The 16,053-nt window shown below is 73.6% G+C and carries 17 protein-coding genes and 1 pseudogene; 9 read left to right on the top strand and 9 right to left on the bottom strand.

What is annotated here, in order from left to right:
- Nucleotides 1-27: 27 nt before the first annotated feature.
- From BCF33_RS07870 to rbfA, 6 genes are all read right to left on the bottom strand, one after another.
- The gene (locus BCF33_RS07870) at nt 28-744 is read right to left on the bottom strand and encodes a sterol desaturase family protein (RefSeq protein WP_106160420.1); all 717 of its coding nucleotides are present in this window, start codon (nt 742-744) and stop codon (nt 28-30) included.
- A 164-nt stretch (nt 745-908) separates the two neighbouring features.
- Entirely contained in the window at nt 909-1,178 is a 270-nt protein-coding gene (gene rpsO, locus BCF33_RS07865; protein ID WP_106160419.1) for a 30S ribosomal protein S15, read from the bottom strand.
- Between the two features lie 150 nt (nt 1,179-1,328).
- Nucleotides 1,329-2,339, bottom strand: a complete 1,011-nt coding sequence (locus BCF33_RS07860) for a calcium-binding protein (RefSeq protein ID WP_158259380.1) — start codon at nt 2,337-2,339, stop codon at nt 1,329-1,331.
- Between the two features lie 79 nt (nt 2,340-2,418).
- Nucleotides 2,419-3,309, bottom strand: coding sequence for a tRNA pseudouridine(55) synthase TruB (gene truB, locus BCF33_RS07855; protein ID WP_106160417.1), 891 nt, complete (start codon nt 3,307-3,309; stop codon nt 2,419-2,421).
- A gap of 59 nt (nt 3,310-3,368) precedes the next feature.
- Complete coding sequence (locus BCF33_RS07850) at nt 3,369-4,076, bottom strand: phosphodiester glycosidase family protein (RefSeq protein WP_106161462.1); 708 nt, start codon at nt 4,074-4,076, stop codon at nt 3,369-3,371.
- 20 nt (nt 4,077-4,096) lie between these two features.
- A complete protein-coding gene (gene rbfA, locus BCF33_RS07845) occupies nt 4,097-4,489 on the bottom strand; it encodes a 30S ribosome-binding factor RbfA (protein WP_106160416.1) in 393 nt (130 codons plus the stop codon).
- Nucleotides 4,490-4,539: 50 nt separating this feature from the next.
- Here rbfA and dapB point away from each other — a divergent pair, with 50 nt between their 5' ends.
- A complete protein-coding gene (dapB, locus tag BCF33_RS07840) occupies nt 4,540-5,352 on the top strand; it encodes a 4-hydroxy-tetrahydrodipicolinate reductase (protein ID WP_106160415.1) in 813 nt (270 codons plus the stop codon).
- A gap of 11 nt (nt 5,353-5,363) precedes the next feature.
- Here the strand turns inward: dapB and BCF33_RS07835 are convergent, their stop codons facing one another.
- Complete coding sequence (locus BCF33_RS07835; protein WP_106160414.1) at nt 5,364-6,182, bottom strand: sulfotransferase family protein; 819 nt, start codon at nt 6,180-6,182, stop codon at nt 5,364-5,366.
- Nucleotides 6,183-6,311: 129 nt separating this feature from the next.
- On the opposite strand from BCF33_RS07835, the gene BCF33_RS07830 reads away from it, so the two are divergent.
- The 4 genes and pseudogenes from BCF33_RS07830 to BCF33_RS07815 all read left to right on the top strand — a co-directional run bounded on the left by BCF33_RS07830 (nt 6,312) and on the right by BCF33_RS07815 (nt 9,014).
- On the top strand, nt 6,312-7,886 hold the full coding sequence (locus BCF33_RS07830; RefSeq protein ID WP_106160413.1) for a DUF5928 domain-containing protein: 1,575 nt from the start codon (nt 6,312-6,314) through the stop codon (nt 7,884-7,886).
- A gap of 10 nt (nt 7,887-7,896) precedes the next feature.
- Entirely contained in the window at nt 7,897-8,271 is a 375-nt protein-coding gene (locus BCF33_RS07825; RefSeq protein WP_106160412.1) for an HIT domain-containing protein, read from the top strand.
- Nucleotides 8,272-8,466: 195 nt separating this feature from the next.
- Nucleotides 8,467-8,607: pseudogene (locus BCF33_RS14350) on the top strand (zinc-finger domain-containing protein); the annotation flags it as partial.
- A 95-nt stretch (nt 8,608-8,702) separates the two neighbouring features.
- Nucleotides 8,703-9,014, top strand: a complete 312-nt coding sequence (locus BCF33_RS07815; RefSeq protein WP_106160411.1) for a hypothetical protein — start codon at nt 8,703-8,705, stop codon at nt 9,012-9,014.
- Here BCF33_RS07815 and BCF33_RS07810 read toward each other — a convergent pair.
- Nucleotides 9,011-9,454: a hypothetical protein gene (locus BCF33_RS07810; protein ID WP_106160410.1), complete on the bottom strand. Its 444-nt coding sequence runs from the start codon at nt 9,452-9,454 to the stop codon at nt 9,011-9,013. The genes BCF33_RS07815 and BCF33_RS07810 overlap by 4 nt on opposite strands.
- Before the next feature lie 113 nt (nt 9,455-9,567).
- Here BCF33_RS07810 and polA point away from each other — a divergent pair, with 113 nt between their 5' ends.
- From polA to BCF33_RS07795, 3 genes are all read left to right on the top strand, one after another.
- Nucleotides 9,568-12,381 carry a DNA polymerase I gene (gene polA, locus BCF33_RS07805; protein ID WP_106160409.1) on the top strand — a complete coding sequence of 938 codons (2,814 nt, stop codon included), beginning with the start codon at nt 9,568-9,570 and terminating at the stop codon, nt 12,379-12,381.
- Between the two features lie 153 nt (nt 12,382-12,534).
- Complete coding sequence (locus BCF33_RS07800; protein ID WP_106160408.1) at nt 12,535-13,503, top strand: sensor histidine kinase; 969 nt, start codon at nt 12,535-12,537, stop codon at nt 13,501-13,503.
- Between the two features lie 62 nt (nt 13,504-13,565).
- A complete protein-coding gene (locus BCF33_RS07795) occupies nt 13,566-14,090 on the top strand; it encodes a pseudouridine synthase (protein ID WP_245883773.1) in 525 nt (174 codons plus the stop codon).
- Between the two features lie 254 nt (nt 14,091-14,344).
- Here BCF33_RS07795 and BCF33_RS07790 read toward each other — a convergent pair whose 3' ends face one another.
- Complete coding sequence (locus BCF33_RS07790) at nt 14,345-14,947, bottom strand: DUF1285 domain-containing protein (RefSeq protein ID WP_106160406.1); 603 nt, start codon at nt 14,945-14,947, stop codon at nt 14,345-14,347.
- Nucleotides 14,948-15,037: 90 nt separating this feature from the next.
- On the opposite strand from BCF33_RS07790, the gene BCF33_RS07785 reads away from it, so the two are divergent.
- On the top strand, nt 15,038-16,048 hold the full coding sequence (locus BCF33_RS07785) for an AAA family ATPase (RefSeq protein ID WP_106160405.1): 1,011 nt from the start codon (nt 15,038-15,040) through the stop codon (nt 16,046-16,048).
- Nucleotides 16,049-16,053 lie beyond the last annotated feature (5 nt).

The following is a 16,053-nucleotide window of genomic DNA, read 5'->3' as shown; positions in this document are numbered from 1 at the left end:
CCGCCCCTGGCGCGTTCCCGCTAGCCCTCAGGTCCGGCGGGGATCGGGCCGCGCGGGAAGGCCGAACGCCTTGCGCGCGGTGACGAGGCGAAGGTCCTCGGGATCCATGCCGAGCGATAGGATCGTCTCGCGGTCGAAGCGGCCCTTCGCGGCGTCGCGGTCGTAGGCGGTGCCGAAGAGGCGGTCGATCCAGCCCATGCCGAAGCTGACATGGAAGGTCGCGTCATGGTCGTTGAAGTGATGCCGCAGGTGGGAGTGGGTGACGCGCCGCCCGAACGGGCCCTTCGGCACGTCGAGATGGGCCAGCGTATGGCAGTACTCGTAGAAGGCGAACGCCGTCACCGAGCCGAGGAAGAGCGCCACCGTGGAGAAGAGCGCCGCCGGACCGAGGCCGATCAGCGGCCAGAGCACGAGGACGTGCGCCGCCACGGAGAGGAGGCCGAAGCGCACGGGGTACCAATGGTCGTCGCCGGTGAAGAACTCGGGCTTGGCAGGGAATTCGTGATGGCCGACATGGCTGCGGTAGAGCGCCTCGAACGGGCCCTGATCCTGCGGCGGCGCGCGGTGCAGCAGGAAGCGGTGCATCGCATACTCGACGAGGAACTGCAGCACGAAGCCATAAAACACGGCGAGGGGAAGCCAGGGCTCGAACCGCAGCACGAGGAGCGCCAGCGCGGCGAGCCAGAACGGCAGGAGCCGGTGCAGGGTGCCCATGCAGGCAAGAACGCGGAGCGTCGGGATCATGCGGCGCCTCCTCCCTCATTCAGGAAGGGAGGAGAGACCGGCGCGCCCCGCGCGGTCAACCCGGACGCGGCGTCGGCGATCGGCGCCCGCCGGGCCATGCCGGCGGGCGAAAGGCGAAGGGCCGCCCCGAAGGACGGCCCCGAGATGCGGCGGCGTGCGCGGGTTCAGCGCCGCAGGCCGAGGCGCTTGATGAGGTCCTGGTAGCGGTCCTCAGACTTGGCGCGGGTGTAGTCGAGCAGCTTGCGGCGCTGGGCGACCATCTTCAGCAGGCCCCGGCGGCCGTGGTTGTCCTTCTTGTGGGTCTTGAAATGCTCGGTCAGCGTGGCGATGCGCGAAGACAGGATGGCGACCTGCACCTCCGGAGAGCCGGTGTCGCCCTCCTTGGTCGCGTACTCCTTGATGAGCTTCTCTTTCTCGGCGGGCGTGATCGACATCGGGTCCTCCTCCGGGGGTGAAGACGGCGGCGGCCGCGATGTCGTGCAGCCGCGCCCATGGAAAGCCCGCCCCCTAGCGCGGGGCAAGGCCTGTCTCAAGCCCCGGCGGGCGCCCCCCTGCGATGCGGCGGCTCGGGCGGGGCGGGCGGCTCAGGCGGCGACGAGGAAGATGTCCTCGACCGCCGGGGGCGGGGCCGTGCCGAGCGAGGCAATCGGTGCGCCGTCCAGGGTGACGACGCTCCGGCCTTCGGCGTCGGTCACGACGTCCACGACGGCGCCGTTAATCTCGGCGGCGTCCAACTCGATCACGATGCGGTCCTCCTCCCGGTCGAAATCCAGGATCTCGGCCGAGGCGCCGCCTTCGATCCAGCGGCCGAGGACGAAGTCGTCCTGCCCCCTGTCGCCATAGCCGTGGTCGCCCGCCCCGAGGCGCAGCGTGTCGTCGCCCTGGCCGGCGTTCAGGTCGTCCTCTGCCGCCGCGGCGGCGCCTTCGCCGCGCACGCCGTCGAGGACGTCGCTCCCGCGGCCGCCGTGCAGCACGTCCGAGCCCCCGCCGCCGATCAGCACGTCGTTCCCGTCGCTGCCGTGCAGCACGTCCGCGCCGCTGCCGCCGTCGAGGCGGTCGTCGCCCTGCCCGCCGATCAACCGGTCGTCGCCGTCGCCCCCGTCCAGCCCGTCCGCCCCGAAATGGCCCGACAGCGCGTCGCCGCCCTCGCCGCCGACGAGAAGGTCGTCGCCGTCCCACCCGTCGAGCACGTCGTCGCCCGCCCCGCCTTGCAGCCGATCGTCGCCGGCGTCGCCGCGCAGCCGGTCGTCGCCGGCCCCGCCCTCGATCACGTCGTCGCCGGCCCCGCCGGCTATCTGGTCCTCGCCCGCGCCGCCGCGCAGCACGTCGCCGCCGTCGCCGCCCGTCAGGATCCCGCCCCCGTCGGCCAGCCAGAGGTCGAGCGGTCGGACCTGCGAAGGGCCCTCGCCCTCTGGCATGTCGCCTTCGTCGGGGGAGGGGCCCTGGGCGCCGTCCTCGGCGCCGGCGAACAGCGCGTCGACCGCGACCCCAGCCGCGAACGCGCCAAATATCATCGCCATCGCCAGCATCGCATGATCCTTCCCGTCCGGGCTTCCTCGCTTCGGGCGCGGGGCCTTCGCATCGTCGACCGGCATGAGCCCGCATCCCGGCAACCTTGCGGCGGCAGAAGGGGCTTTCCGTGGGCAGGCCCACGGCATTCGAACGATCACGCGGTCAGGCGGCGGCCCCCCCGGGGGCGATCACCCGCCCGGCGTGGAGGACGCCGTGCTCGCGCCGCACGAGGGCGACCGCCGACCCGCCCGGGCCGGCCGCCCAGCCGCCGTGGACGTCCGGGCCGGGGGACGGGACGGGCCGTCCGTGCCGCAGGGCCGCGGCCGCCGCCTCGTCGACGTCGATGCGGGGGCGCCCGGCGAGGGCCTCCTCCAGGGGGCGCAGATCGGCGCGGCCCACGCCGGCGAGCGGCACGGCGTCGCCCTCCGCCCAGGGGCCGGTGGCGGTGCGCCGCAGCCAGAGCGCGTGGCCGTGGCAGCCCAGCATCGCGCCGAGATCGCGCGCCACCGCCCGGACATAGCCGCCCTTGCCGCAGGTCATCGACAGGATGGCGGTGTCGGGATCGGGCCGCTCCTCGAGGGTCAGCGCGTGGACCGTCAGGGGGCGCGGGGCCGGCGCGACCTCGCCGCCCGCGCGCGCGACGGCGTAGGCGCGCCGTCCGTCCACCTTGACGGCGGAGAAGGCGGGCGGGGCCTGCATGACCTCGCCCGTCAGAGCGGGAAGGGCGGCGCGGATCGCCGCGTCGCCCGGCCGCGCGGCCGAGGTGGCGGTCACCTCGCCCTCGGCGTCGTCCGTCGTGGTCGCGGCGCCGAGGCGCACGGCGAAACGGTAGGTCTTCGGCGCGTTCATCAAGGCAGGCACGGTCTTCGTCGCCTCGCCCAGCGCGACCGCGAGGAGGCCCGTCGCCGCCGGGTCGAGGGTGCCGGCATGGCCTGCCTTGCGGGCGTCGAGCGCCCGGCGGACCGCCCCGACCACGGCGTTCGACGACGGGCCGGCCGGCTTGTCGATCACGACCCAGCCGGAGATGTCGTCGCCCTTGCGCCGTCTTGCCATGGGGTGCCCCTAGCCCGGGCCGCGCGTTCGGGAAAGGCCGTGCGTGTTCGGCGGGGGGCTCAGCCCGCCGCGGGCTCGACGAGGCCCAGGATCGGGCCCATGCGCCGGCCGGCGTCGTTCCGCCCGATCCCGGGCGCGTAGACCCGGTTGACGCGCCCATCCGTGAAGAGCGCGTCCGGCGCCCCGAGGCCGTCCCGGAAGAGGCGCGCGAAATGGTGGAAGTTCACCGGCTCGCGGGAGGTGGCGAGGTGGACCGTGCGCCCGTCCGCCGACACGCCGACCCCGCCGCGCACGTTTACGCTGTCCGACCCCGGGATGAACCGCGGATGGATCGCGCCGTCGATCACGAGCATCGGCCCCGACTGGGTCGCGTAGCGGCACTCGGGGCGGCGGGCGGCGTAGTCCTCGGTGGTCAGCACCATCGCCCGGTCCGCGCCGAGGCACAGCACCCCGTTCGGCTTCAGGCCGAAATTGCCCGGCCCGTCGGCGGTGATCAGGCGCTGCCTCTCGCCCTCGGGCGTCAGGAAGAGGCCGACGGGGCTGCGGTCCTGGTGGTACATGCCGCCGTTGGTGGCGAAGGCCAGCCGTTCACCCCGCCGCGCGAGGTGGCGGGCGAGCGCGTCGAAGCCGCCGAACGGCTGCCCGTCCTCGCCCCAGAAGAGGCGCAGGTCCGCCGAGGCGGGGACCGAGCAGACGGTGTGGGCGCGGCCCTCGAAGCGCAGGTCGCGGCAGGGGCCCTCCGCCCCCGCTGCGAAGGGCAGGAGCATCAGGAGCGCGGCGAGGCGGATCACCCTTCGGCGTCCCGCCGCACGCGGTCCTCGCCGAAGATGCGGCGGGCGGCGTCGAGCTTGTCGAACGTGTCGTCGAGGCGGAAGCGCAGCTCGGGCGCGTATTTCAGGTTCAGCCCCTTCGACACCGCGCGCCGCAGCTCGGGCGCGGCGTGGGCGAGGGCCTGCAGCGCGCCTTCCGCGTCGTTCCCGCCGAGCGGCAGGACGTAGGCGGTGGCGATCCGCAGGTCGGGGGTCGCGCGCACTTCGCCCACGGTGATGGTGTGCCGGTCGAGCTCGGGGTCGTGGACCTCGCCGCGCGCCAGCACCTCCGCCAGCCGCCGGCGCAGGAGCTCGCCCACGCGGAGCTGCCGCTGGGAGGGGCCGGGCCCGTCTTCGAAACGCTTTGCCATGGGGCGCGAGATAGGCGACGGGGGGGCGGGCCGCAACGGAGGGACGTGCGATGGACGGGTTCGGCGTGGTGATCCACGGCGCCTCGGGGCGGATGGGCCGGATGCTGCTGCGCGTGGTGGCCGAGACGGACGGGATGCACCTCGCCGGCGCGCTGGACGCGCCGGGGTCGGAGTGGGTCGGCCGCGACGCCGGCGCGCTGGAGCCGCTGGCGCAGGGCCTGACCGTGACGGACGACGCTGTCGGGGCGATGGCGCGGGCGCAGGCGGTGATCGACTTCTCGACCCCGGAGGCGTCGCTGGAGATCGCGGCGCTGGCGGCGCAGGCGCGGGCGGCCTGCGTGATCGGCACCACCGGATTCACCGTCGAGCAGGAGCGGGCGCTGGAGCCCGCGTCGCGGCACTGCCCGATCGTGAAGGCCGGGAACATGAGCCTCGGGGTGAACCTCCTGACCGGCCTCGTGCGGCAGGTCGCGGGTGCGCTGCCCGGCTGGGACGTCGAGGTGGTCGAGGCGCATCACGCGCGCAAGGTCGACGCGCCGTCCGGCACCGCCCTGATGCTGGGCGAGGCGGCGGCCGAGGGGCGCGGCCTGCGCCTCGCAGACGTGGCCGAGCGGGGGCGCGACGGGATCACGGGGCCGCGCGCCGAGGGGGCGATCGGCTTCGCCGTGATCCGGGGCGGCGACGTGGTGGGCGAGCACGACGTGATCTTCCACGCCCCCGGCGAGCGGGTCGTCCTGCGCCATCTTGCCGCCGACCGGGCGATCTTCGCGCGCGGCGCGGCCCGGGCGGCCGCCTGGGCGCAGGGGCGCGCGCCGGGCCTCTACGGGATGGACGACGTGCTGGGGCTGCGCACGGAAGGCTAGGCCCCGCGCCCCTAGTCGCCCAGCTTGGCGTGGACCTCGCCCAGGTCGACCTCGCCCTTCGGCTTCTTGTTCGAGGGGTCCTCGAAGTCGTAGCGGAAGAGGCGGAAGTCCTTCTTGTAGATCTCGTATGTCAGATGCATCGCGAGGTCGTCGAAGTAGTCCTCGACCGGGTGGAGGCGCTTCGGCCCGTGGTCCGCGCTCTCGTTGAAGCGGGGGACGTCGGCGACCGAGACGGGGTGGGGCGGCTCGACCTCGTCGAGCACGGACTGCATGCCCCGCTCGAACTCCTCGACGTGGAAGATGCGATCGTAGCGCCCGCCGTTCACGACGAAGGTCGCGATGTGCCCCGACATGGCGGACCAGTGGATGTCCGGGTCCATCGGGCGGCGCCAGCGGATCGTGTCGCGCGCGAAGAGCAGGAACCGCCGGAAGGAGGCGATCTGGTCGAACTCCTCCGTGCCGTCCTCGCCGCCGACCTCGACGCCGTAGCGCTGCGTCAGCAGCGGCACGAGGTTGCCGCGGTACCGCCTGCCGTTCCTCTGGATCCCGGCGATCTTGTCGAAGAAGCTCGACAGGATGCGGGTGTAGGGGTTCCGGACGCAGGTGAACGCGAAGGAGCGGTGGCCCGAGACGTTCGCCTCGATCCTCGGCTGGCTCCCCTCCATGGCCCACTTGTGCAGGCCGTGCTTCGCGTCGTGGATGTCGCCGTCGAAGTAGCGCCCGTGGTCGGAGTAGAACATGACCTGCCCGATCGTCGAGCAGGCGCACTTGGGCACCACGCGGTACACCATGCTCTCGCTCTCGGTCATCCAGGTGCCGGGAAAGCCCATGTCCAAGTCCCTCGCGCCGCCGCCACCCGCGCGGCCTGGTGACAAAAATCAACAAACTCCCCCCGGGACAACATGGCGCGGCCGCGGGCCTGTGGACGCTGTGGCGAAAATGGGGGCATTGGTCCGCCGATGGCACGCATCGCCTTCCTCCTGCTCGCGCACAAGGACCCGGACGCCGTCGTCGCCCAGGCCGAGCGGCTGACCGCCACGGGCGACCACGTCGCGATCCATTTCGACGCCTCGGCCCCGAAGGGCACGTTCCGCCGCATCCATGCGGCCCTGAGGGACAATCCCGGCGTGGCCTTCGCGCGCCGCGTCCGCTGCGGCTGGGGGGAATGGTCCCTCGTGCAGGCGACCCTCAACGCCTGCGAGGCGGCGCTGGAGGCGTTCCCCGGAGCCACCCATTTCTACATGCTCTCGGGCGACTGCATGCCGATCAAGTCGGCCCGCTACGCGCGCGCCTTCCTCGACCGCGAGGACGCCGACCTCATCGAGAGCTTCGACTACTTCGAATCGGACTGGATCAAGACCGGCTTCAAGGAGGAGCGGCTGGTCTACCGCCACTGGTTCAACGAGCGCACCCAGAAGCGGCGCTTCTACGCCGCGTTCGCGCTGCAGCGGCGACTGGGGATCACGCGCGCGGTGCCGGCGGACCTGCGGATGATGATCGGCTCGCAGTGGTGGTGCCTGCGCCGCGCGACCCTCGAGCGGGTCATGGCCTTCCGCGCCCGGCGCCCCGACGTGATGCGCTTCTTCCGCACGACCTGGATCCCCGACGAGACCTTCTTCCAGACCCTCGTGCGCCACCTCGTCCGCGAGGAGGAGATACGGCCCCGCACCCCGACCTTCCTGATGTTCTCGGACTACGGGATGCCGGTCACGTTCTACAACGACCAATACGACCTCCTGCTCTCGCAGGACTTCCTCTTCGCGCGCAAGATCAGCCCGGAGGCGATGGATCTGAAGGCGCGGCTCGGCGACCTCTGGGCGGAGGAGCGGACCGACTTCCCCCTTTCGGACGAGGGGCGGCGGCTGCACGCCTTCCTGACGAGCCGCGGCAGGGTCGGCCGCCGGTTCGCCCCCCGCTTCTGGGAGCGCGAGGCCACGCTGGGCCGCGGGCGCGAGCTGCTGCTCGTCACCTGCAAGAAGTGGCACGTCGCCAAGCGCCTGACCGCCCGCATCCGCGAGGAGGCCGGCCTGCCCTGCATCGACTACCTCTTCGACGAGGAGGCGACGCCCCTTCCCGATCTCGGCGGGATCGAGACGACGCTCGAGAAGCGCCAGCGCCACCGGCGGGCGGTGCTGCGGATGCTGTTCGAGCGGCACGGGACGGACCGGCTGGTCATCTGCCTCGACCCCGCGCGGCTGGACCTGATGCAGGACTTCCAGGACGACCGCTGCGTCACGCGCCTGCTGGAGATGGAGTGCGCGTTCACGGACGACTACCTCGCGGGCCATGCCCGGCGGGTCGGCCTGGCGGGCGAGGCCACGGCGGACGAGACCATCGGGCGCCTCCTGCCGACGATCCGCCAGGAGATCGCCGACGAGGGCGACCGCATCCGCGACGCGGGCTTCGCGCACCTGCACCGCCTCCGCGAGACCGCGACCGATGCCGGGAACGCGGCCGAGCTGGCCGCGTTCCTGCGCTGCGGCGAGGACGTCGCCGGCCGGATCGTGGACACGCGCTATCTCTTCGAGGACTAGGGAGGAGCCGATGGCCTGGAGCTACGACGACGACAACGTGTTCGCGCGCATCCTGCGGGGCGAGATACCGAACGACACCGTGCTGGAGACCGAGCACGCGCTGGCCTTCCGCGACCTCTCGCCCCAGGCGCCCGAGCACGTCCTGGTGATCCCCAAGGGGCCCTACGTGGACGCGGCCCATTTCGGGGCGGAGGCGCCCGACGCCGAGCTCGCCGGCTTCGCGCGGGCGGTGGCAGAGGTGGCGCGCGCGCTGGGCGTGTCGACCGATGGCGGGGGGGGCTTCCGCACGATCGCCAATGCCGGCGGGCACGCGCACCAGGAGGTGCCGCACTACCACGTCCACGTCCTCGGGGGGCGCCCGCTCGGCCCGCTGCTGGCGGGCTGAGGGGTCCGGGGCCCCTCTCCCCTTGAGGGCGCATCCCGGCCCCGCTAGGGCTTGCGCCGCCGCCATGCCCGGAGGGAGCCTGCCTTGGCCCAGCATCCCAGCGCCACCACCAATGCCGATGGCACGCCCCGCATCGAGCCGCCGCGCGGCGCCGCGCCCCGGCCCGCGCCCGACCCGAAGCCGGCCGATTACGGCGTGCCCGAGACGGAGGTCGTGACCGCGCTGCGCGTCGCCTGCGATGGGGGCGAGGGCGCGCTGGGCCATCCACGCGTCTGGCTGCAGATCGACGATTCCATCGGCTGGGTCGAATGCGGCTACTGCGACAAGCGATACGTCCTCGCGGGGCACGACCCGGCGCCCGGCTCGAACGTCTCCGTGGGGGGCGCGGGCTTCGGGGACCGGACGGACGGGGACGGGCTGGACGAGAAGGCGTGAGGCGGGCGCTCGCCTTCCTGGCCCTTCTCGGGGGGTGCGCCTCCGCGGGCACCGCGCCGGTCGCCACGGCGCCCGCGCCCGTGCCAGCGGCGACGGGCGTCGAGATCCCCGGCACGGGGCGCGAGATCGGGTTCGGCCGCACGCTGGAGAGCGCGGAGGCGAGCCTGGCGCGCCTCTACGGCGCGCCGGAGCGCCGGGCCTGCGCGGGCGGGGCGATCCTCGTCTCCGAAGGGATCGAGCTGCACTTCACGGGATTCGGCTTCTCGGGCTGGCGGACGCCTGCGGCCTCGCGCGGGACGCTCTGCTAGCCTACGAGGTCGATCGCCGGCGCGCAGGGCAGGCGGGGCACGCCGTCCTTCCCGGCGAGGAACCCCAGGACGTTCTCGCCGGTCCACGCCTCGATCCGCCGGCCGTCCGACGTCGCGCCATAGCCCAGGCCCGTGCCCGTCGGCCCGTCCTGCGCGAAGTAGGACACGGTCCCCTCCATCCCGTCCTCGCAGAGGATCTCGGCCGCCGCCGCCCCGCCTGAGACGTAGGCCCAGCGCCCCGTGCAGGCCGCGCCGGAGCCTAGCGCCCCCTCAAGAGTGCCCTCGTTCCAGCCGAGGGCGCGGCCGTCGAACCACTCGCCCTCCGTGCCGATGCAGGCGAGCACGCGCGAGCATGGGTCCCCCGCCCCCGCGTCGGCCTCGCAGGGCTGCCGCGCGGCGGCGGGTAGGGCGAGGAGGGCGAGGGCGAGGAGGGCGCGCATGGCGCCACGGTACCCGCGCGGCCGGCCTTCGCGAAGGACCGGGGCGGGGCTTCAGCGGGTTTCCCCCGAACGACGCGCATGGCACATCGCGCGCGGACCGGGAGGGACGCAGCATGAGCTTCGGCAAGGGCCACCATCTTCATCTGATCGACGGCAGCGCCTTCATCTTCCGCGCCTTCCACGCGCTGCCGCCCCTGACGCGCAAGTCCGACGGCCTGCCCATCGGCGCCGTGGCGGGTTTCTGCAACATGCTGCAGCGCTACCTCGAGGGGAACGAGGGGCCGGACGCGGCGACGCACCTGGCGGTGATCTTCGACAAGGGCTCGCAGACCTTCCGCAACGAGATATTCCCCGAGTACAAGGGCCACCGCCCCGAGCTGCCCGAGGATCTGCGCCCCCAGATCCCCCTGACGCGCGAGGCCACGCGCGCCTTCAACGTCGCCTGCGAGGAGATCGAGGGGTTCGAGGCCGACGACATCATCGCCACCCTCGCCCGGCAGGGGCGCGAGGCGGGCGGGCGCGTCACCATCGTCTCGGCCGACAAGGACCTGATGCAGCTCGTCGGCGGCGGGGTCGAGATGATGCGTCCCGGCATCCAGGGCAAGCCGAACGAGACCATCGGCGTCGAGGGGGTCGAGGCTTATTTTGGCGTCGGCCCTGACCGGGTGGTGGACGTGCAGGCCTTGGCCGGGGACAGCACCGACAACGTGCCGGGCGCGCCGGGGATCGGGATCAAGACGGCCGCGGCGCTGATCGGGGAGTGGGGCGACCTCGATACGCTCCTCGCGAACGCCGAGAGCATCAAGCAGCCCAAGCGGCGGCAGACCCTGATCGATCACGCGGACCAGATCCGCATGAGCCGCGAGCTGGTCAGGCTGGACGACCGGATGGATCTGCCCTTCGGGCTGGACGACCTCGAGCTGCGCGACCCGGACCCGGACGCCCTCCTCGGCTTCCTGAACGAGATGGAGTTCCGGACCCTCACCCGCCGCGTCGCCGACGCGCTGGGCCGGGACGCCCCCGCCATGCCGGGCCCGAAGGCGGCCGAAGGCGCGGCGGTTCCCGAGCAGCCGCCCTTCGACCCGGCGGCCTACGAGATCGTCCGCGACGAGGAGGCGCTGCGGACCTGGATCGCCGCCGCGCGCGAGGCGGGCGTGGTCGCCGTGGACACGGAGACGACCGGCCTCGACGAGATGCGCGCGGACCTCGTGGGCGTCAGCTTGGCGACGGCGGCAGGGCGGGCCTGCTACGTGCCGCTCGCCCACAAGGCGGAGGAGGGGAAGGCCGACCTCTTCGCGGGGGACGGCGAGGCGCTGGCCGAGGGGCAGGTCGGGATGGACGCCGCGCTGGCGCTGCTGAAGCCGCTGCTGGAGGACGACGGCGTCCTGAAGGTGTTCCAGAACGCCAAGTACGACGTGAAGATCCTGGCCCGGAACGGCATCGCCGCCGCGCCGCTCGCCGACACGATGCTGCTGAGCTACGCGCTCCATGCCGGGCTGCACGGGCACGGGATGGACGAGCTGTCCGAGCGGTATCTCGGCCACGTGCCCCAGCCCATCAAGGCGCTCATCGGGTCGGGCAGGTCGCAGATCACCTTCGACCGGGTGCCGGTCGACAGGGCCGCCCCTTACGCGGCCGAGGACGCGGACGTCACGATCCGCCTCCACGAGCTCTTCCGCCCGCAGCTGCACGCCGAGAAGGTGACCACCGTCTACGAGACGCTGGAGCGCCCGATGATCCCCGTCCTCGCCCGGATGGAGATGGCCGGGATTATGGTCGACCGCGAGCACCTGAGCCGCATGTCCGGGGCCTTCGCGCAGAAGATGGGCGCCCTGGAGGAGGAGATCCACGCCCTGGCCGGGCGGCCCTTCAACGTGGGCTCGCCGAGCCAGCTGGGCGGGATCCTCTTCGGCGAGATGGGCCTGCCGGGCGGCAAGCGCACCAAGACGGGCGCCTGGGCCACCCCCGCGGACGTCCTTGAGGACCTCGCGACCGAGCACGACCTCGCCCGCAAGGTGCTGGACTGGCGGGCGATGTCGAAGCTGAAGTCGACCTACACCGACAACCTGCAGAACCACGTCAACCCCGAAACCGGGCGCGTCCACACGTCCTACTCGATCGCGGGGGCGAACACGGGGCGGCTGGCCTCGTCCGACCCGAACCTGCAGAACATCCCCGTCCGCACGGAGGAGGGGCGCCGCATCCGCGAGGCGTTCGTGGCCCCCGAGGGGCGGGTCCTGGTCTCGCTCGACTACTCGCAGATCGAGCTGCGCCTCCTGACGGAGTTCGCGGACGTGCCCGCCCTGGAGGAGGCGTTCCGCGAGGGGCAGGACGTCCATGCGGTCACCGCGTCGGAGATGTTCGGCGTGCCCCTGGGGGAGATGACGCCCGACGTCCGCCGCTCCGCCAAGGCGATCAACTACGGGATCGTCTACGGCATCTCGGGCTTCGGGCTGGCGCGGAACCTGCGCATCCCGCGCGAGGAGGCGTCGGGCTTCATCGACCGCTACTTCGAGAAGTTCCCCGGCATCAAGGAGTACATGGAGCGCACCACCCGCGCCGCGAAGGCGGACGGATACGTGAGGACCCTGTTCGGCCGGCGCGTGAACACCCCCGGCGTCGGACAGAAGGGCCCGCAGGCGGGCTACGCGCGGCGGGCCGCGATCAACGCGCCGATCCAGGGGTCCAACGCGGACATCATCCGCCGGGCCATGGCGCGGATGGAGGAGGCGACCGAGGGCCTGGACGCGAGGATGCTCCTCCAGGTCCACGACGAGCTTCTCTTCGAGGTGGCCGAGGCCGACGCGGACGCCCTGGTCGAACGCGCGCGGGGGGTCATGGTCCACGCCCACGAGCCGGCGGTCAGGCTCTCCGTGCCGATCGTGGTGGATGCGGGGCGGGGCCGGAACTGGGCCGAGGCGCACTAGGCGCCCGGCCGCCGAGGAGGGCGCGTTCGGCCCCCCAGACCCCATGGCCCCAGCCCTGCGCCGCGCCGTGCGCACGCCGGGTGTGCACGGGACGCGGGGTCCATCCCGATTTCCCGCCTTGGGTCCGGCGGCGCGAGGGCCTAGGCAGCCCCCATGCGGTACGATCCCTCGACGAACCCTCCCCGCGCCGGCGCCTTCGAGGCCGCGCCCGACATCCTGTCGGCGATGCATTCGGGCGGGGTGGCGGCCTGGCGATGGCGGGCGGGGGCGATGACGGCGACGCTCGACCCGCTGGCGATGGCGTGGTGGGGCGTGGGCGCCTCCGAGGTCGCGGTCGAGGACCTCCTGGCGCGCGTGGACCCCGCCGACCGCGAGGAGACCGGCCGCATCTGGCGCGAGGCCGCCGAGGAGGGCCGCCCCTTCGTCCACGCCTTCCGCGTGGACGGCCGGTGGATCGCCGCGAGGGGCGACGAGCCCGCGGAGGGCGAGCCGTTCACCGCCGTCTTCCTCGACGTCACGGACATGCGCCGCGCGCGGGAGATGCAGGACCTCATGCTGCGCGAGATGGGGCACCGGATCGGCAACCTCTTCGCGGTCGCCTCCGCCACGGCGACGATCGCCGCGAAGGGCGCGCACGACGCCGAGACGCTGGTCGCCGACCTTCGGCAGCGCTTCGCCCAGCTCTCCGGGGCGTTCCGAATGGTCGCGCGCGGCGAGGCGGGCGCGGCGCTGGGGCCCATGCTCGCGGTGCTCCTGCGGCCCTATGCCGATGCCGGCCGCCTCCGGGTCGAGGTCGAGGGGCCCGCGCTGCATCAGGACGAGGTGACGACCCTGAGCCTCGCGCTGCACGAGCTGGCGACCAACGCCATGAAATACGGCGCCCTGTCGGCCCCGGGCGGGCATGTCGAGCTGACCGGCGGCGCCCGCGGCGGCCGCCTGGAGCTGCGCTGGCGCGAGCGGGGCGGCCCCGTCCCCGAGGGCGTGCCGGAGGATCAGGGCCTCGGGCGGCACCTCGTCGACACCGCGATCGCGGGACGGCCCGGCGGCCGGACGCGATGGCGTGCGCCCCCCGGGGGGATCGAGGTGGACCTGGGGTTCGAGCTTTGCCGGGGCGGGGGCTGAGGGGCCCGGCGCGCCGTCCGGCCCTCCGGGCCGGCGCCACCCTCGTCGCGCTGCACAAGCCGATGAACGTCCTGTCGCAGTTCACCCCCGAAGGGGGCTGGCCGGGGCTCGGCGGCTTCGGGCTGCCGAAGGGCGTCTATGCCGCCGGGCGCCTGGACCGCGACAGCGAGGGGCTTCTGCTGCTGACGGATGACGGCCGCCTCCAGGCCCGCATCGCCGCCCCCGGCAGCGGGATCCGCAAGACCTACCTCGCCCAGGTGGAGGGGGCGCCGGACGACCGTGCGCTCGGCCGGCTGCGGGACGGGGTCGCCCTGAGGGACGGGCCGGCGCGGGCGCTGGCGGCGCGGGCCGTGCCGCCGCCGGGCTGGCTGGGCCCGCGCGATCCGCCCGTCCGGGCCCGCCGCTCGGTGCCCGATCACTGGATCGAGCTGGTCCTCGGCGAGGGGCGCAACCGGCAGGTCCGCCGCATGACCGCCCATGTCGGCCTGCCGACGCTGCGCCTCGTGCGGGTGCGGATCGGGCCCTGGGCGCTGGGCGGCCTGGCGCCTGGCGAATGGCGGGAGGAGGGCCCCCCGCCGCCGGGCTGACGCACGATATTCGTGCTGCTGCATCAGGATGTCGGCGGGAAATGTCCGTTCCGGCGCCGTCCCTTAACCTGGCGGCAAGGTTCGTGCGGCATGATGGCCCGATGATCCATGCAACCCGATTCGCGCGGCGACGAGGCGAGCCCATCGCGGGCGCTGCCTTCCCGGCCCGGGGCAGGGCGGCGGCCGTGCCGTGCCCTGCCGAAGCGCGGGGGGGCGGAATCCGCGCCGGCCGGGGCGGCCCGCGCCCGGGCGGCTCAGCCTTCGAGGGCGCTGACGGGGATCATGGGGAAGAACGCCCCGTCCGAGCGGACGCCGAACCACGGGGTGCCGTCCACCTCCTCCGTCTCGCCGATCTCGGTCAGGCGGTAGAAGGTCTTGCGGTCGATCCGCGCCATCAGCCCCCGGCGGACGTGAAGATAGGGCGCCGGCTCGCCGTCGCCGGCGATCTCGACGGTGATCGGGTTCTCCGGCCCGGCGGCGACGAGGTCGCCCACGCCGGTCTCGAAGGTGAGGACGCCGTCCTCCTCCTCGAAGTCCTGGGCGATGAAAGGGGCGTCCTCGACCTCGATCCCGAGCTTCTCGACGGGGGTGACGAGGAAGTGGCGGTCCCCCTCGCGCTTGAGGATCGAGGCGAAGAGCCGCACGAGCGCGGGGCGGCCGATCGGCGTGCCCTCGTGCAGCCAAGTGCCGTCGCGCAGGATGCGGATCGCGATCTCGCCGCAATGGTCGGGGTTCCACAGGTGGACCGGCGGCGGACCCTTGCCGCCCGATCTTGCCGCCCTGACCAGCGCGTCGGTCGGGTTTCCGCCGCTCGCGGGGGCGTTCACGCCCTCGTGCGCCCTGGTGCCCTTTGTCATCGCGATCCCCCCGGACTAGGTTACGCCGCGCGGCGCCCCGAAGGGAAGTCGTGCCGCAAACCCCCATCTAGAGGCGAAGGGACCCGCGTCATGAGCATCGACACCGATCCGGTCGCCGAGATCGAGGCGCTGTCCGTCCGCCTGGGCGAGGCGCGCGCCGCCATCGCCCGCCGCTTCATCGGGCAGGATCGGGTCGTGGACCTCGTGCTGAGCACGCTTCTCTGCGGCGGGCACGGGCTGCTGATCGGCGTGCCGGGCCTGGGCAAGACGCGGCTCGTCGAGGCGCTGTCGACCGTGATGGGCCTGCGGGCGGGGCGGGTGCAGTTCACCCCCGACCTGATGCCGACGGATATCGTGGGATCGGAGATCCTGGAGGCGGGCGAGGACGGGCGCCGGGCGTTCCGCTTCGTCGAGGGGCCGGTGTTCTGCCAGCTCCTCCTCGCGGACGAGATCAACCGCGCCAGCCCACGCACGCAGTCCGCCCTCCTGCAGGCCATGCAGGAGCGGGAGGTGACGGTCGCCGGCCAGGACCGCGCGCTGCCCACGCCCTTCCACGTCCTCGCCACGCAGAACCCGATCGAGCAGGAGGGGACCTATCCCCTGCCGGAGGCGCAGCTCGACCGGTTCCTCGTGCAGATCGAGGTGGACTATCCCGACCGCGCCACGGAGGAGGCGATCCTCGTGGCCACCACTGGCGGGGCCGAGGAGGTCGCGGTGCAGGCGTTCGCCGCCGCCGAGCTGATGGAGGCGCAGGCCCTCCTGCGGCGGATGCCCGTGGGCGAGAGCGTGACGGCCGCCATCCTCGACCTCGTGCGGGCCTGCCGCCCTGGCCAGCCCGAGGCGCCGGACTTCGTCACGGAGGACGTGGCCTGGGGGCCGGGGCCGCGCGCGGCGCAGGCCCTGATGCTGACCGTGCGGGCGCGGGCGCTGCTGACCGGGCGCCTCGCCCCTTCGGTCGAGGACGTGGAGGCCCTGGCGCGGCCCGTGCTGGGGCACCGGATGGCGCTGGGCTACGCCGCGCGCGCCGAGGGGCGGACCGTGGGCGCAGTCGTCGACCGCCTGGCCGCCGCCGCCTGCCGCCCCGAGACCCGGGCCGCCTGAGCCCC

It is taken from the genome of Hasllibacter halocynthiae (genome assembly GCF_003003095.1).
GTDB lineage: Bacteria > Pseudomonadota > Alphaproteobacteria > Rhodobacterales > Rhodobacteraceae > Hasllibacter > Hasllibacter halocynthiae.
Note: the sequence above shows the minus strand (reverse complement) of the source record. Positions and strands in the feature narration are given on the sequence as shown.

Coding starts and splice junctions, on each gene's coding strand:
- polA (WP_106160409.1), top strand. CDS start 9,568: ATGAGCTTCGGCAAGGGCCACCATCTTCATCTGATCGACGGCAGCGCC.
- BCF33_RS07870 (WP_106160420.1), bottom strand. CDS start 744: ATGATCCCGACGCTCCGCGTTCTTGCCTGCATGGGCACCCTGCACCGG.
- BCF33_RS07800 (WP_106160408.1), top strand. CDS start 12,535: ATGCGGTACGATCCCTCGACGAACCCTCCCCGCGCCGGCGCCTTCGAG.
- truB (WP_106160417.1), bottom strand. CDS start 3,309: ATGGCAAGACGGCGCAAGGGCGACGACATCTCCGGCTGGGTCGTGATC.
- BCF33_RS07850 (WP_106161462.1), bottom strand. CDS start 4,076: ATGCTCCTGCCCTTCGCAGCGGGGGCGGAGGGCCCCTGCCGCGACCTG.
- BCF33_RS07830 (WP_106160413.1), top strand. CDS start 6,312: ATGGCACGCATCGCCTTCCTCCTGCTCGCGCACAAGGACCCGGACGCC.
- BCF33_RS07795 (WP_245883773.1), top strand. CDS start 13,566: ATGAACGTCCTGTCGCAGTTCACCCCCGAAGGGGGCTGGCCGGGGCTC.
- BCF33_RS07835 (WP_106160414.1), bottom strand. CDS start 6,182: ATGGGCTTTCCCGGCACCTGGATGACCGAGAGCGAGAGCATGGTGTAC.
- BCF33_RS07860 (WP_158259380.1), bottom strand. CDS start 2,339: ATGCCGGTCGACGATGCGAAGGCCCCGCGCCCGAAGCGAGGAAGCCCG.
- rpsO (WP_106160419.1), bottom strand. CDS start 1,178: ATGTCGATCACGCCCGCCGAGAAAGAGAAGCTCATCAAGGAGTACGCG.
- BCF33_RS07785 (WP_106160405.1), top strand. CDS start 15,038: ATGAGCATCGACACCGATCCGGTCGCCGAGATCGAGGCGCTGTCCGTC.
- BCF33_RS07825 (WP_106160412.1), top strand. CDS start 7,897: ATGGCCTGGAGCTACGACGACGACAACGTGTTCGCGCGCATCCTGCGG.
- BCF33_RS07790 (WP_106160406.1), bottom strand. CDS start 14,947: ATGACAAAGGGCACCAGGGCGCACGAGGGCGTGAACGCCCCCGCGAGC.
- BCF33_RS07810 (WP_106160410.1), bottom strand. CDS start 9,454: ATGCGCGCCCTCCTCGCCCTCGCCCTCCTCGCCCTACCCGCCGCCGCG.
- dapB (WP_106160415.1), top strand. CDS start 4,540: ATGGACGGGTTCGGCGTGGTGATCCACGGCGCCTCGGGGCGGATGGGC.
- rbfA (WP_106160416.1), bottom strand. CDS start 4,489: ATGGCAAAGCGTTTCGAAGACGGGCCCGGCCCCTCCCAGCGGCAGCTC.